Raw genomic sequence first — 14700 nt, 5'->3', positions numbered from 1 at the left:
TGGGTCGAAAGATTACCATATTTTTCTTACGGAGGGAGCATGGCAACGCGCATTGAATTCCAGAAACACGGTGGGCCAGACGTACTCAAAGCGGTGGAGTTCACCCCCACCGCGCCTGGCGAAAACGAAGTGCAGGTTGAAAACAAAGCCATAGGCATAAACTACATCGACACCTATATTCGCGGCGGGCTCTACCCGCCTCCATCGATGCCGAGCGGACTGGGCACCGAGGCAGCCGGTGTCGTCATCAAAGTGGGCAGCGCGGTTAAGCATATTAAAGAGGGCGACCGCGTGGTATATGCGCAGTCAGCGCTGGGCGCTTACAGCTCCGTCCACAACGTCCCGGCGGATAAAGCCGCCCTGCTGCCCAACGCCATCTCCTTTGAGCAGGCGGCGGCCTCGTTCCTGAAAGGCTTAACCGTTTACTACCTGCTGCGTAAAACCTATGAAATTAAACCCGACGAGCAGTTCCTGTTTCATGCCGCGGCGGGCGGCGTCGGGCTCATCGCCTGTCAGTGGGCAAAAGCCCTGGGCGCAAAACTGATCGGCACCGTGGGCAATGCCCAAAAAGCGCAGCGCGCGCTGCAGGCGGGCGCCTGGCAGGTGATTAACTACCGTGAAGAGAGCATTGTCGAACGGCTGAAGGAGATCACCAGCGGCAAAAAGGTGCGCGTCGTGTATGACTCGGTTGGGAAAGACACCTGGGAAGCGTCGCTGGACTGTCTGCAGCGTCGTGGGCTGATGGTGAGCTTCGGCAATGCGTCAGGCGCTGTCACCGGCGTGAATCTCGGTATTCTGAATCAGAAAGGTTCGCTGTACGTCACGCGCCCTTCCCTGCAGGGCTACATCACCAACCGGGAAGAACTTGAGGAAGCCAGCAACGAGCTGTTCTCGCTGATCGCCAGCGGTGTCATCAAAGTGGACGTGGCAGATGCGCAGAAATTCGCGCTGACCGATGCGCAGCGCGCGCATGAGGTGCTGGAGAGCCGGGCGACGCAGGGGTCGAGCCTGTTGATTCCCTGAGCCCCAAAAAGAAATTGGGCTTCCCGTGGGAAGCCCTTTCTTTTTTTAGTTCGGCTGTATGTAGGGTACAGCACGATGAATTCTTTAACGGCAGTCATAGTGACAGATTCGATAAGTAAATCCTATTCTGTTCTAAGCCATGCTGCCGGAAAAGTTACAACTATGTGACGAACCCCTCAATACCTTAGTAACGAAAGCGGTTATTGCGCTGATAACCGGGCACTTTTGGCGATTTAATCGACCGAATCACCCACACCACCGCAATGGCCAGCAGTAACCACGGCAGCAGTTTGATCGTCAGCGCAAACAGTCCGCCAACAACCATGACCACCGTCGCCACCACGATAGCCGCCAGAATGCCGAGCAGCGAAACGCCTGTCGCTAACAGCATGACAAAAAAGCCAATCACAAAAAGTAGTTCCAGCATGGTGCTCTCCCACGAGTTCCCGAGTAATGCATTAAGCATTACAAGATCCATGCCAAAGCTAACGTTTTGTTCTTAAAGCAAAACACCTCGCGAGAACTCGCAGGGCGTGGTCAATTAGACGAACTTTTAGCGAAAGTTATCGCTTGTCTGCCACCAGTCGCAGCGCATGTTCCAGCACCTCAATATCGGCCCCGGCTTTATGCGCATTCTCACTCAGGTAGCGGCGCCACTGACGCGCGCCCGGTATACCCTGGAACAGACCCAGCATATGGCGGGTGATGTGGCCGAGATACGTACCGTTACTCAACTCTCGCTCAATATAAGGGTACATCGCACGCACGACGCCAACCGGATCGGTGTCTGAACCTTCGATACCAAAGATTTCGCGATCGACCGTCGCCAGAATGCCCGGGTTCTGGTACGCCTCGCGGCCAACCATCACGCCATCCATATGCGCCAGATGCGCTTTGGCCTCTTCCAGCGACTTAATGCCGCCGTTGATCGACATCGTCAGGTGCGGGAAGTCACGCTTCAGTTGATACACGCGCGGGTAGTCCAGCGGCGGGATCTCACGGTTCTCTTTCGGGCTCAGGCCGGAGAGCCAGGCTTTTCGCGCGTGGATGATGAACATCTCGCATTCGCCCTTTCCGGAGACCGTATCGATGAAGTCGCACAGGAATTCGTAGCTGTCCTGGTCGTCAATCCCGATACGGGTTTTGACCGTGACCGGAATGGAGACCGCATCGCGCATCGCCTTGATACAGTCCGCCACCAGCTGCGCGTTCCCCATCAGGCAAGCGCCGAACATACCGTTTTGCACACGGTCGGACGGGCAGCCAACGTTCAGGTTGATCTCGTCGTAGCCGCGCGCTTCCGCCAGCTTCGCGCACTGCGCCAGCGCGGCCGGATCGCTGCCGCCCAGCTGCAGGGCAACCGGATGCTCTTCTTCGCTATAGGCCAGATAGTCGCCCTTCCCGTGAATGATTGCGCCTGTGGTCACCATTTCGGTGTACAGCAGCGTATGGCGGGAGAGCTGGCGCAGGAAATAGCGGCAGTGTCTGTCCGTCCAGTCGAGCATCGGCGCAATGGAGAAACGGTGTGCGGGGAAAGCGGTCTGTGATTCTGACGACATGGCGAAGTTTTAAGCATCTGGTGGAAAAGGGGCGCTACTATAGCACAAAGAAAAGCCGGAGGCGCAGCGCCTCCGGTGGACTTTAGAACGTCATGCTCAGCTGAGCCCCTGCGCCCCAGGTTTCGTCTTCACCGTACAGGCCCATCAGATCAACATGCACGGTGCTAAACGGCGCGAAACCGACACCGCCGGTAAAGACATTGCTGTCGTTACCCTTCACGTCTGCACGATAACCCGCACGGACCGCCAGCCAGCTCAGCGGCGTCACCTCGGCACCGACACCCACGTACTGCGACGTATCTTCGCTCTTGAAGCCTTTGGTTTCGGTCAGATCGCCATCGGCGGTCAGCGTCACAAGGTCGTTGTGCCAGGCGGCACCGGCGGTTACCAGCGGGCGGATCTGATAGGTGTCTTTGTAGCTCACCACTTCTCCCGTACGGCCATTGCGGATACGGATATCTTTGGTGTCGATATCACGCGACATCAGGTTTTGTCCGCTCACGCCAACGGTCCAGTGTTCGCCGAAATCAGCCGCAATACCGGCATCCACGTTAAAGCCCGTATCGTCAGTGCGGTAGCGGCTATCGTTCCACTTGTTACTGTCGTAATCGTAGATTGACGTGGTGTAGTTATAGACCCAGGTTTTTTGCAGCTTTGGCGTCACGCCCACGGAAACAGGGACGCCGCCGAGGTCAAACTGACGGGCAACGGCAACACCATAGTCGGAGACAATCGCCGCCCGGCCGGATGCCGTTGAGTTGAGATTTTTGGTGATCTGATCCGTGCCGTTCAGCGCAGCGTCCAGTGCAACACCGGCAGCCACCACATTACTGCGTTGAATACCGCGAAGGTAATCAATATCCTGCTGATCGATAGACGAGCTCACCCGGCCATGGGCATAGCCTTTCGCCATGAAGGCTACCGAAAGGACATCGTTAGGGATACTCACCGCAAGCCCTGCCCCTGCCGTTGCGCGTGCGGTTTTGCCTTTGAGATAGTCCAGCTCATCGGCCAGATCTTTGGCCGCGCCCTGGAATTGATTAATGGAACCTAATGGATTGGTGATAATTTCTCTTGGCGTGAGATTATCAACCACATCCTTGTAGTGATTGATTTTGTCGTTGATGGTATCAATCTCGTCCTGAAGATTGTCTTCATCCGTGATTTGCGCGCCAACCGAAGGCAATATGACCGTCACATCATCGTCCGGCTTTGCCTTTGCCAGCAGCGCGGGGTTGATTAACGCCCCACTACCATAGCTTCCCGAAGCCACGCCGGTGCCACCCATTGCGTCGCTGCGTGATTCTGTCCAGGTATTGGCTGCTCCCGCCTGATTTGCCATAAACAAGGAGACAGCAATGCTAACCACCGAAAATTTAAAATTTTTTTTCACAGTATGCCCGTTATAGTCTGTTATGAAATAACCCCTGTCTGTTATCACCCAAACAGGAACGAACTATTGCTGTGAATAAGTAGTAAAAGACCCGCTATTTCTTTCCCTAAGTAAAACTCCCTTACGGCCTGTTATATTTTGTGACGGCCCTCAATATTTATAGAAGAGGAAATTATTTTTTCCCAGGTTTTCCATCATGCGGTCCAAAAAACTGCGGGGGATGATCTACCCAGCGATCTTCCCGCGTGGCGGCATACACGGGGTTGAGCGGGTAGTAGATGCGGTTGTGCTTCTTGTTGGCCTCGCCAACGACCAGGAGCCGAACCTCATCGTCCGTGTTGTTGATAAAGGTATGACAGATGCCGGTACCGGCGGGAAAACCTACGCTGTCGCCAGGCTCCAGCTTCCACAAGTAGCCATTAATCCAGGCGTCAGGGTGGCCTTCAAGCACGTAAATAAACTCTTCTTCGTCGCTCTCCGCGTGCGGATAGGACGTCCTGCGCCCAGGCGGCAGGCGCTCATGATGGATGCCAATACGCCCGAGCCCAAGCTTTCGAGCCAACGGGGCGCCGATAGAAAAAAGCTCATCGCTGTCGGGATAGGTCGAATCATCCGCGCCTTCAAGGTCGCGCCAGTGTCGAATACAGTCAGGTTTTTTCATTGTTTATTTCCCGGTTTGTAATGGGTCAGGTATAGCACAGACTGGCGGATCTCGGCGTTTTTACCAGAACATGATAAAGTGAGGGTTTTCCGTCCTATAACATCCGGGGTGCTACATGGATAAGTCCACAAAAGAGCTGTTAGCGCAGGCCGAAAAGCTGTGTGCGCAACGCAATGTGCGCCTGACTCCGCAGCGCCTTGAAGTATTACGCCTGATGAGCCTGCAGCAGGGTGCTATCAGCGCCTACGATCTGCTCGACCTGCTCCGCGAAAGCGAGCCGCAGGCAAAGCCGCCGACGGTTTATCGCGCATTGGATTTCCTGCTGGAACAAGGGTTCGTGCACAAGGTGGAATCCACAAACAGCTATGTGCTGTGCCATCTGTTCGATCAGCCCACCCACACATCGGCGATGTTTATCTGTGACCGCTGCGGCGTGGTGAAAGAAGAGGCTGCGGAAGGCGTGGAAGACATTATGCATACGCTGGCAGCGAAAATGGGGTTTGCCCTGCGTCATAACGTGATTGAGGCGCACGGGCTCTGTTCCGCGTGCGTGGAGGTGGAAGCCTGTCGCCATCAGGACGCGTGTCAGCACGACCACTCTATTCTGGTGAAGAAAAAGCCGCGTTAACGGCAAAAGAAAAGGCGGCTTAGAGCCGCCCTGTGGGTTATTCAGCGTTACCAGCGGTAGTCGTTACGGGTTTCCCAGTCTTTGACTTCATTTTCCGCCTGATCTTTCGCGTAGCCGTAACGTTCCTGAATTTTACCGACAAGCTGATCGCGTTTACCTTCAATGACGGTCATATCGTCATCAGTCAGCTTACCCCACTTTTCTTTCGCTTTACCTTTGAACTGCTTCCAGTTGCCGCCGATTTCGTCTTTATTCATCATCGTGTCCTCTTAGTTAAGCGTCGGGTCGTAACGTCCGTTACGTTCTTTTCTGCTGGACGTGATAATTATTGTAGTTAAGGATTCCGTACTTAATTTCATATTCGGAATCTTTAACCGTCACGATATATCGTGGCGCGAAGAGAACCAGGTATCGTTTTGCCAGTGGCGGTGCCAGATAAACGCCAGCGATAACCCGCGCAGCGAGAGGAAGACGGCCAGGGCCAGCCACAAACCGTGATTACCCAGCCAGGGAAGCGTTAGCAGCGTCAGACCAAACCCTGCCGCCGCGACCGCCATGCTGTTGCGCATTTCCGCTCCGCGCGTCGCACCAATAAACATGCCGTCCAGCAGATAACACCAGACGCCGACCACCGGTAAGATGACTTGCCAGAGGAGATAGTGACTCGCCAGCTCGCGCAGAGCAGGTATAGACGTCAGCAATGCAACGATCTGCTCACCAAAGCAGGCGTAAACCAGACCAAAGGCCAGCGCCACCAGTCCCGACTGACGGCAGGCTGCCCGCCAGACATCCTGAAGCTGCCCGCTTTCTCGCGCACCGTACGCCTGCCCGGAATGCGCTTCAACCGCGTAGGCAAAACCGTCCAGCGCATAGGCGGTAAAGGTCAGAAACGTCATCAATATCGCGTTGACCGCCACGATTTCTGGCCCCAGTCGAGCCCCGAAAACCGTCAGCGCGCCGAAGCAGAGCTGAAGAAGCAGCGAGCGCAGCATGATGTCACGGTTGAGGGCCAGCAGCTTACGGATATTGCCGCGCCATGCGGTTTTGAGCAGCGCCAGAGAGATCCCGCGCATCGACAGCACGCGCCAGACCATCCACAAGCCAATGATAAAGGTCCCGTATTCGGCAATCGCCGTCGCCAGCGCCGCGCCCCGCACGTTCATATGCAGGCCCATCACCAGCCAGATATCCAGCACAATGTTGAGAAGGTTGCCCACCACCAGCAAAATCACTGGCGCCCGGGCATACTGAACGCCCAGTAGCCACCCCAGCAGAACCAGGTTAGCCAGCGACGCTGGCGCGCTGAGCCACCGGATTTCAAGGAAACGTCGCGCCTGATCCAGTACCGCCTCGCTGCCGCCAACGATATGAAGCGCAAGATCGATCAGGGGTGTCCGCAATACAACGATTAATGCACCCGCGCCAAGCGCGAGTATCAGCGGCTGCACCAGCGCGCGCGCCAGACGCAGCGGATCTTTCGCACCATAAGCCTGTGCGGTAAGACCGGTGGTGCTCATGCGTAAAAAGAGCAACAGCATAAACAGGAAGCTGGTTGCCGTCGCGCCAATCGCCACGCCGCCAAGATAAACCGGTGAATCAAGATGGCCTATAACGGCAGTATCAACCAGTCCCAGCAAAGGCACGGTAATATTGGAGAAAATCATCGGCAGGGCAAGACGCCACAATGCCTTATCTGATGCCGTCAGTAGTGACATGCGAAATACCGGGAAAGGTAGATGAACAGGCTACAGCGGAAGCGTAGCCTGTCAGGAAGAGATTACAGCCATTCACCGTTACGAATCACGCCTACTGCCAGACCTTCGATAGAGAAGTTCTGTTCGCGGAGATCGACCACAATTGGGGTGAACTCGTTGTTTTCAGGCAGCAACTGAACGGTGTTACCCTGTTTTTTCAGACGTTTGACGGTGACTTCATCGTCAATGCGCGCGACAACCACCTGGCCGTTACGCACATCCTGCGTTTTATGTACCGCAAGCAGATCGCCGTCAAGAATACCGATGTCTTTCATCGACATGCCGCTAACGCGCAGCAGAAAATCAGCGCTCGGCTTGAACATGGCTGGATCGACCTGATAATGACCTTCAATATGCTGCTGTGCCAGTAAAGGCTCACCGGCAGCTACACGACCTACCAGCGGAATGCCCGTCTCTTCTTCTACCAGCAGTCGGATACCGCGTGACGCGCCTGATACAATCTCAATCACGCCTTTACGCGCCAGCGCTTTCAGGTGTTCTTCGGCAGCATTCGGAGAACGGAAACCCAGACGCTGCGCGATTTCCGCACGCGTAGGTGGCATACCCGTCTGGCCGATATGATCCCGGATGAGATCAAACACCTCTTGCTGCCTGGTCGTTAACGCTTTCATTCCGCCCCCTGGGTGTATATACAGTTATGCTGTGAGTATATACAGTCAAAGGCGATTTTGGAACCAAAAACTGCACAAAAAACCAGGGACTTAATTATTCCTCGAGGCTCATCGGAAATGTGACCAAAGCAGCGTGACCCAGGTAATAACGGCAGTGATAATCGCCAGTAACACGGCAGCAGATCCCATGTCTTTTGCGCGGCCAGAAAGCTCATGGAAATCTGAACCGATGCGATCCACAACGGCCTCAATAGCGCTATTAAGAATTTCCACTATCATCACCAGAAGTACGGAACCGATAAGAAGTACGCGGGTAATAGCATCAACATCAAGGAAACAGGCGACGATCACCGCGATGATAGCGGCGACGCCCTCCTGGCGAAACGCGGCCTCGTTGGCCCATGCGGCACGGAAACCTTTCCATGAATAGCCGGCGGCTTTGATGATACGTGTTAACCCAGTGGTATTATTGGCCATTAAAAGAACCTTTTTTAAAAAAGAGCGTCAGTAACAGGGGCCGTAGCGCGTTTCGCTACAGCCTGAAGTATGACGGGTAACAACAGAAATTTTGCGCGCTTTCTGTTATCCTTGCGCCGCAATTGCATTATTAACCAGAGGCTTTACATCGTTTATGTCCGGCTGGCCACGAATTTACTACAAATTACTTAATTTACCATTAAGCATCCTGGTAAAAAGCAAGTCTATCCCAGCAGAACCCGCGCTGGAACTGGGGCTCGATACGTCGCGTCCCATTATGTACGTTTTGCCTTATAACTCGAAGGCTGACTTACTGACGCTTCGCGCCCAGTGTCTGGCGCATGACTTACCAGATCCGCTTGAACCGCTGGAAGTTGACGGCACGCTGCTGCCGCGCTACGTGTTCATCCACGGCGGGCCGCGCGTGTTTACCTATTACACGCCGAAAGAAGAGTCCATCAAGCTGTTCCATGACTATCTCGACCTGCACCGCAGCAATCCCGATCTGGATGTGCAGATGGTGCCGGTATCGGTGATGTTTGGTCGTCGTCCGGGCCGCGAAAAAGGTGAAGAGAACCCGCCGCTGCGCATGCTTAACGGCATCCAGAAGTTCTTCGCGGTCTCCTGGCTGGGACGCGACAGCTTTGTGCGTTTCTCCCCTTCTGTTTCGCTGCGTCGCATGGCGGACGAGCACGGCACCGACAAGATCATCGCGCAAAAACTGGCGCGCGTGGCGCGTATGCACTTCGCCCGTCAGCGCCTGGCTGCCGTAGGGCCACGCCTCCCGGCGCGTCAGGATCTGTTCAACAAGCTGCTGGCTTCCAAAGCGATTGCCCGCGCCGTTGAAGATGAAGCGCGCAGCAAGAAAATTTCGCATGAGAAAGCTCAGCAGAACGCCATTGCGCTGATGGAGGAGATCGCAGCGAACTTCTCTTACGAGATGATTCGCCTGTCCGATCGTATTCTCGGCTTTACCTGGAACCGCCTGTACCAGGGCATCAACGTTCATAACGCAGAACGTGTACGCCAACTGGCGCATGATGGCCATGAGATTGTTTATGTCCCCTGCCACCGCAGCCACATGGACTATCTGCTTCTCTCCTACGTGCTCTATCACCAGGGGCTGGTACCACCGCACATTGCTGCCGGTATCAACCTGAACTTCTGGCCGGCGGGCCCAATCTTCCGTCGCCTGGGCGCGTTCTTTATTCGTCGTACCTTCAAGGGCAACAAGCTCTACTCTACCGTGTTCCGCGAGTATCTGGGCGAGCTGTTCAGCCGCGGCTATTCCGTGGAGTACTTCGTTGAAGGCGGGCGTTCCCGTACCGGTCGTCTGCTCGATCCGAAGACCGGCACGCTGTCGATGACCATCCAGGCCATGCTGCGCGGAGGTACCCGTCCGATCACGCTGGTGCCTATCTACATTGGCTACGAGCACGTGATGGAAGTGGGCACGTACGCGAAAGAGCTGCGTGGCGCGACCAAAGAGAAAGAGAGCCTGCCGCAGATGCTGCGCGGCTTGAGCAAGTTGCGCAATCTTGGTCAGGGCTACGTTAACTTCGGCGAGCCGATGCCGCTGATGACGTACCTGAACCATCACGTTCCGGAGTGGCGCGAGTCCATCGATCCTATCGAAGCGGTGCGTCCGGCCTGGCTGACGCCAACGGTTAACGGCATCGCGTCCGAGCTGATGGTGCGCATTAACAACGCCGGTGCGGCTAACGCCATGAACCTGTGCTGTACGGCGCTTCTGGCTTCGCGCCAGCGCTCGCTGACCCGTGAACAGCTCACAGAGCAGCTGGATTGCTATCTGGATATGATGCGGAACGTACCGTATTCGGTTGATTCGACCGTACCTTCTGCGACCGCCAGTGAGCTTATCGATCACGCGCTTCAGATGAATAAGTTTGAAGTCGAAAAGGACACGATCGGCGACATCATCATTCTGCCGCGCGAGCAGGCGGTGCTGATGACCTACTACCGCAACAACATCACGCATATGCTGATGCTGCCGTCGCTAATGGCCGCCATTATTACCCAGCATCGACATATTTCCCGTCAGGAGCTACTGCGCCATCTTGAGACCATCTATCCGATGCTGAAAGCGGAGCTGTTCCTGCGCTGGAGTAGGGATGAGCTGGCGACAGAACTGGACAAGATGACGGAAGAGATGCGTCGCCAGGGGCTGATCACCGTTTCAAACGACGAGCTGCACATCAATCCGTCACGCTCCCGTACCCTGCAGCTGCTGGCGGCCGGTGCGCGTGAAACGCTGCAGCGCTACGCCATTACGTTCTGGCTGCTGAGTGCGAACCCGTCCATCAACCGCGGTACGCTGGAGAAAGAAAGCCGGACGCTGGCCCAGCGCCTGTCCGTTCTGCACGGCATTAACGCCCCTGAATTCTTCGACAAAGCAGTCTTCAGTTCTCTGGTGCTGACGCTGCGTGATGAAGGCTTCATCAGCGATACAGGCGATGCCGAGCCGGAAGAGACGCTGAAGGTTTACCAGATGCTCGCAGAGCTGATTACCTCGGACGTGCGCTTGACGATTGAGAGCGCCACACAGGGCGAGTGATGTTAAAAAGCCGGGTGATGGTTTCACCTGACCCGGCCTGACGTTCTGCATAATAAAAGGCCCGGTAAGCGTTAACGCTACCGGGCCTTTTTTTCTGCCTTGTTAAATCATTGCATTTAGCTGAGCAGCGTAAAGGCAATCATCCCGACAATCGCACCCGTCGTGCCGAGTATGGTTTCCATCAGCGTCCAGGTTTTCAGGGTTTGCGCTTCGGTGGCGCCGGTAAACTTACCGAACAGCCAGAAGCCGGCGTCGTTAACGTGAGAGACCACAATCGAACCGCCCGCGATACAGATAGAGAGCGCGGCCATCTGGGCACCGGAGTAGTTCAGCTGTTCAATCACCGGCATCACCAGACCCACGGCGGTTAAACACGCCACGGTGGCGGAACCCTGAATGATACGAACCGCCGCCGCCAGGACAAAGCAGGTTACCGCAATCGGCAGGCCCATCCCGGTCAGCGCTTCGCCCAGAGCCGGCCCCACGCCGGAATCCACCAGTACCTGCTTGAACACGCCGCCGGCACCAATCACCAGCAGGATAATACCCGCAGGCTGCAGCGCGGCACCGCAGATCTCCATCACCCGGTCTTTTGGCATCCCCTGACGCATCGCCAGGCCGTAAATCGCCACCAGGCACGCCACCAGGATCGCCGTGAACGGGTGACCGATGAACTCAAACCATTCGTACGCGGTAGAACCCACCGGCACAAAGCGCGCGGCGATGGTTTTCAGACCCACGAGAACCAGCGGGAGCAGGATCAGCGACAGGCTGAAGCCGAAGGACGGCATTTTGCCCTCGCCCAGGTGCGGCTCGGTGACGTCATCCGGAATATGCAGCTCAACGTAACGGCTGATGAAGTTACCCCAGAGCGGGCCGGCGATAATCATTCCCGGAATTGCCGCGCACAGGCCTATCAGGATCATCCAGCCAAAGTCGGCGTGCATCTGGGAGGCCAGCAGCATCGGCGCAGGCCCCGGCAGCAGAAACGCCGCAGCCGCCGCCACCCCCGCAAACAGCGGAATGACCAGCTTCACGAGGTTAGTACCAGTATGGCGCGCCATGGAGAATGCGACGCTTATCAGCAGCACAACGGCCACTTCGAAGAACAGCGGCAGCGCGCAAATCAGCCCTGCCAGGCCAATCGCGTAGTGCGCACGGCTGTGGCCAAAGGATTTCAGCATCTTGACGGCAATCTGGTCGACCGCGCCCGTCTCGTGCAAAATCTTGCCAAACATCGCGCCCAGCGCGACCACAATCGCCAGGAAGCCCAGCGTACCGCCCATCCCTTTTTCCATTGTCGCGGCGATCTTGTCGAGCGGCATACCGGAAAAGAGACCAGCACCAATAGAAACCACCATCAAAGCAACAAAGGCGTGCATGCGCGCCTTCATCACTAAAAACAGCAGCAGCAATACCGAACCCACTGCTGTCAAAACTAGCGTTAATGTACTCAAAACTTACTGCCTTTTATTAATGACCTCGATGGTGCTGGCAACAACACCCTCCAGTGACTGATCGATATCAACCACTAAGACGTCTTTTTCGTCTTCACCCGGCTCCTGCAGCGCTTCAAACTGCGTCACCAGCATCTGGGTTTTGAAGAAGTGACCTTTACGCGCCTTCAGGCGGCTTTCAATCACCTCGAAATCCCCTTTCAGGTAGATGAAAGAGAGGTTTGGGTTGCCGTCACGCAGCAGGTCGCGGTAGGTTTTTTTCAGCGCGGAGCAGACGATCAGGGAGACTTTATTGGTACGCTGCATCGCGAACGCGGCGTCATTCAGCGCCTGCAACCACGGTTTGCGGTCGTCATCGTTCAGCGGCTCGCCGGAGGCCATTTTCATGATGTTGCTGCGCGGATGGAGGAAGTCGCCATCAAGAAACGCAGCCTGGAGTTGATGCGCCACTTCGCTGGCCACGGCTGATTTCCCGCTACCGGAAACGCCCATCAGGACGTAGACGTGGTGATCGTGATTAGTCGTGCTCAAAGGGTGTCCCTCAGTCAATTGTTACGGGTAACAGTTATCGGTAACATTGTCCTGCCGGGGCAAAAGAGAAGCAATATCCAAACGTGCGCGAAGTGAATAAGTGTGAGCTACTTCAAATTTGTCAGTTCAAATAGATCCACCCGGTGACAAGGTGAAACCTAAATCTAACATTTTCGGGGTCACCGTCTCGCCACGAATGCGCGCCAGCAGGCGTTCTGCGCCAATGCGGCCCATACGCTCACGCGGGGTCAGGACGCTCGCCAGACGCGGCTCCATCACTTGGCCAATGTCGTGGCCGTGGAAACCGGCGATCGCCATATCATCAGGGATCTTCAGCCCCAGACGCTGACACTCAAATGCTGCGCCGACCGCAAGGTCATCGTTGGTACAGAAAATACCGTCCAGTTGCGGATACTCACGTCGTGCCTGACGCATCAGCTCAATACCCGACGTATAGGAAGAGGACTGCTCCACCATCACGCTGTAGGGGGTTAAGTTCGCGTCAAGCATCGCCTGCTCGTATCCCTTCTGTTTGATGATAGTACGTTCATCAAGACGCGCACCCAGATAGGCGATATGACGGTGCCCGCGGGCGATAATGGCCGCCGTCATCTGACGCGCCGCTTCGAAGTTATCAAACCCCACGGCGATGTCGAGGCACGGCGACTGGCTGTCCATCAGCTCCACGACTGGGATACCGGCCACTTCAATCATTTTGAGCGTGCGGGCAGTGTGGGTTCGTTCGGTTAAAATCAGGCCGTCAATGTTCCAGGAAAGCATCGACTCAAGACGTTCCTCTTCGAGTTCCGGCTTGTACCCGTAGTGGGCGAGCATGGTCTGGTAGCCAAACGCATCGGTGACGCTTTCGATTCCACGTAATACTTCGGCGAAAACCTGGTTGGTCAGAGAAGGAAGCAGAACGCCCACCGCGCGGCTGGTCGCATTGGAGAGAATATCGGGTGCACGGTTGGGGATGTAACCCAGTTCATCAAGGGCAGGGGCAATCTTGCCACGTAACGCCACGGAAACCTGTTCCGGGTTACGTAAAAAACGGCTGACCGTCATTTTGGTCACACCGACGCGATCGGCGACATCCTGAAGTACGGGGCGTTTCTTTTTCATCGTCCTGAGAAATCTTGAAGTGAGAGATTTGCTCAGTTTACCACGGACAAAGCCCATCCTTCCCCTGTGAAAGGGAAGGATGGGGATTTATTTATGTTTTATTACACCGGCGGCAGGTCAAACAGCAGAATTTCGCTTTCGCTGTCGGCATGCACGGAGATCGCCTGCTCGTCCCAGATGGCCAGACCATCGGCGGTTGTCGCTTTGGTCCCGTTGATGGACACGTCACCTTTCACCACCTGGATCCAGACGCGGCGGTTAGCGGCAATCTGATGCACGGACTGTTCGTCTTTCGCCAGCGCCCAGCGGTACAGCTCCATATCCTGATGCACTTTCAGGGAACCTTCACGCGCATCCGGGGACAGCACCAGCTGTTTGCCCTGTTTGGCGTCGAAGCGGCGCTGCTCGTAGCGCGGCGTGATGCCGGTCTCTTCTGGAATGATCCAGATTTGATACAGGTGCAGTTTTTCCGTTTTGCTCGGGTTGTACTCGGAGTGACGCACCCCGGTACCCGCGCTCATAATCTGGAACTCGCCCGCCGGAACCTGCTCTTTGTTGCCCATGCTGTCCTGGTGCTCAACCGCGCCTTCCAGCACATAGGTCAGGATTTCCATGTCTTTGTGCGGGTGGGTACCGAAGCCCTGGCCTGCATCAATCACGTCGTCGTTAATAACGCGCAGCGCGGAGAAGCCCATGAAGTTCGGGTCGTAGTAGTCGGCAAACGAGAATGAATGCCATGAGTCCAGCCAGCCATGATTCGCGTGACCACGTTCGTTTGCTTTGCGTAAGTAGATCATTGTTTTCACCCTCAGTTCGTTTCGATGGAGTAAGTGTGGACGCAAACCGCCTGGGATCATAGAGGGTGAAAATTGACTCCTCTGTTCAAAA

Annotated in this window: 15 protein-coding genes; 3 read left to right on the top strand and 12 right to left on the bottom strand. The window is 55.7% G+C overall.

From position 1 onward, the window contains the following. Positions 1–39: 39 nt before the first annotated feature. Positions 40–1023, top strand: coding sequence for a quinone oxidoreductase (locus KGP22_RS01420; RefSeq protein ID WP_111964205.1), 984 nt, complete (start codon positions 40–42; stop codon positions 1021–1023). 184 nt (positions 1024–1207) lie between these two features. On the opposite strand, the gene pspG is transcribed toward KGP22_RS01420, so the two are convergent. From pspG to KGP22_RS01400, 4 genes are all read right to left on the bottom strand, one after another. Continuing rightward, a complete protein-coding gene (pspG, locus tag KGP22_RS01415; protein ID WP_223582365.1) occupies positions 1208–1450 on the bottom strand; it encodes an envelope stress response protein PspG in 243 nt (80 codons plus the stop codon). Between the two features lie 136 nt (positions 1451–1586). Next, positions 1587–2582, bottom strand: coding sequence for a tRNA dihydrouridine(20/20a) synthase DusA (dusA, locus tag KGP22_RS01410; protein WP_223580992.1), 996 nt, complete (start codon positions 2580–2582; stop codon positions 1587–1589). An 82-nt stretch (positions 2583–2664) separates the two neighbouring features. After that, a complete protein-coding gene (locus tag KGP22_RS01405; RefSeq protein WP_111964207.1) occupies positions 2665–3975 on the bottom strand; it encodes a conjugal transfer protein TraF in 1311 nt (436 codons plus the stop codon). Between the two features lie 172 nt (positions 3976–4147). Beyond that, on the bottom strand, positions 4148–4636 hold the full coding sequence (locus KGP22_RS01400) for a cupin domain-containing protein (protein WP_111964208.1): 489 nt from the start codon (positions 4634–4636) through the stop codon (positions 4148–4150). 115 nt (positions 4637–4751) lie between these two features. Between KGP22_RS01400 and zur the strand changes: the two genes are divergently transcribed. Further along, complete coding sequence (gene zur, locus KGP22_RS01395) at positions 4752–5264, top strand: zinc uptake transcriptional repressor Zur (protein WP_008503369.1); 513 nt, start codon at positions 4752–4754, stop codon at positions 5262–5264. A gap of 47 nt (positions 5265–5311) precedes the next feature. Here the strand turns inward: zur and KGP22_RS01390 are convergent, their stop codons facing one another. The 4 genes from KGP22_RS01390 to KGP22_RS01375 all read right to left on the bottom strand — a co-directional run bounded on the left by KGP22_RS01390 (position 5312) and on the right by KGP22_RS01375 (position 8127). Beyond that, entirely contained in the window at positions 5312–5521 is a 210-nt protein-coding gene (locus KGP22_RS01390; RefSeq protein ID WP_024906712.1) for a CsbD family protein, read from the bottom strand. 120 nt (positions 5522–5641) lie between these two features. Then, positions 5642–6979, bottom strand: coding sequence for an MATE family efflux transporter DinF (gene dinF, locus KGP22_RS01385; protein WP_223580990.1), 1338 nt, complete (start codon positions 6977–6979; stop codon positions 5642–5644). A 62-nt stretch (positions 6980–7041) separates the two neighbouring features. Then, entirely contained in the window at positions 7042–7650 is a 609-nt protein-coding gene (gene lexA / locus KGP22_RS01380) for a transcriptional repressor LexA (protein ID WP_111964211.1), read from the bottom strand. Between the two features lie 108 nt (positions 7651–7758). Beyond that, complete coding sequence (locus KGP22_RS01375; RefSeq protein WP_111964212.1) at positions 7759–8127, bottom strand: diacylglycerol kinase; 369 nt, start codon at positions 8125–8127, stop codon at positions 7759–7761. A 154-nt stretch (positions 8128–8281) separates the two neighbouring features. On the opposite strand from KGP22_RS01375, the gene plsB reads away from it, so the two are divergent. Continuing rightward, on the top strand, positions 8282–10702 hold the full coding sequence (plsB, locus tag KGP22_RS01370; protein ID WP_223580988.1) for a glycerol-3-phosphate 1-O-acyltransferase PlsB: 2421 nt from the start codon (positions 8282–8284) through the stop codon (positions 10700–10702). A 116-nt stretch (positions 10703–10818) separates the two neighbouring features. On the opposite strand, the gene gntU is transcribed toward plsB, so the two are convergent. From gntU to KGP22_RS01350, 4 genes are all read right to left on the bottom strand, one after another. Further along, positions 10819–12159 (bottom strand): gluconate transporter, encoded by a 1341-nt coding sequence (gntU, locus tag KGP22_RS01365; RefSeq protein ID WP_127729256.1) that lies wholly within the window; start codon positions 12157–12159, stop codon positions 10819–10821. Between the two features lie 3 nt (positions 12160–12162). Continuing rightward, the gene (gene gntK / locus KGP22_RS01360) at positions 12163–12690 is read right to left on the bottom strand and encodes a gluconokinase (RefSeq protein WP_008503362.1); all 528 of its coding nucleotides are present in this window, start codon (positions 12688–12690) and stop codon (positions 12163–12165) included. 126 nt (positions 12691–12816) lie between these two features. Then, positions 12817–13812, bottom strand: a complete 996-nt coding sequence (gntR, locus tag KGP22_RS01355) for a gluconate operon transcriptional repressor GntR (protein WP_223580985.1) — start codon at positions 13810–13812, stop codon at positions 12817–12819. Positions 13813–13913: 101 nt separating this feature from the next. Then, a complete protein-coding gene (locus tag KGP22_RS01350) occupies positions 13914–14609 on the bottom strand; it encodes a pirin family protein (RefSeq protein ID WP_021242746.1) in 696 nt (231 codons plus the stop codon). Between the last annotated feature and the right edge of the window lie 91 nt (positions 14610–14700).

This window comes from Enterobacter sp. JBIWA005, assembly GCF_019968805.1.
Lineage (GTDB): Bacteria > Pseudomonadota > Gammaproteobacteria > Enterobacterales > Enterobacteriaceae > Enterobacter > Enterobacter vonholyi.
The sequence above is the reverse complement of the archived record's forward strand: the minus strand, read 5'-3'. Positions and strand labels throughout refer to the sequence as shown.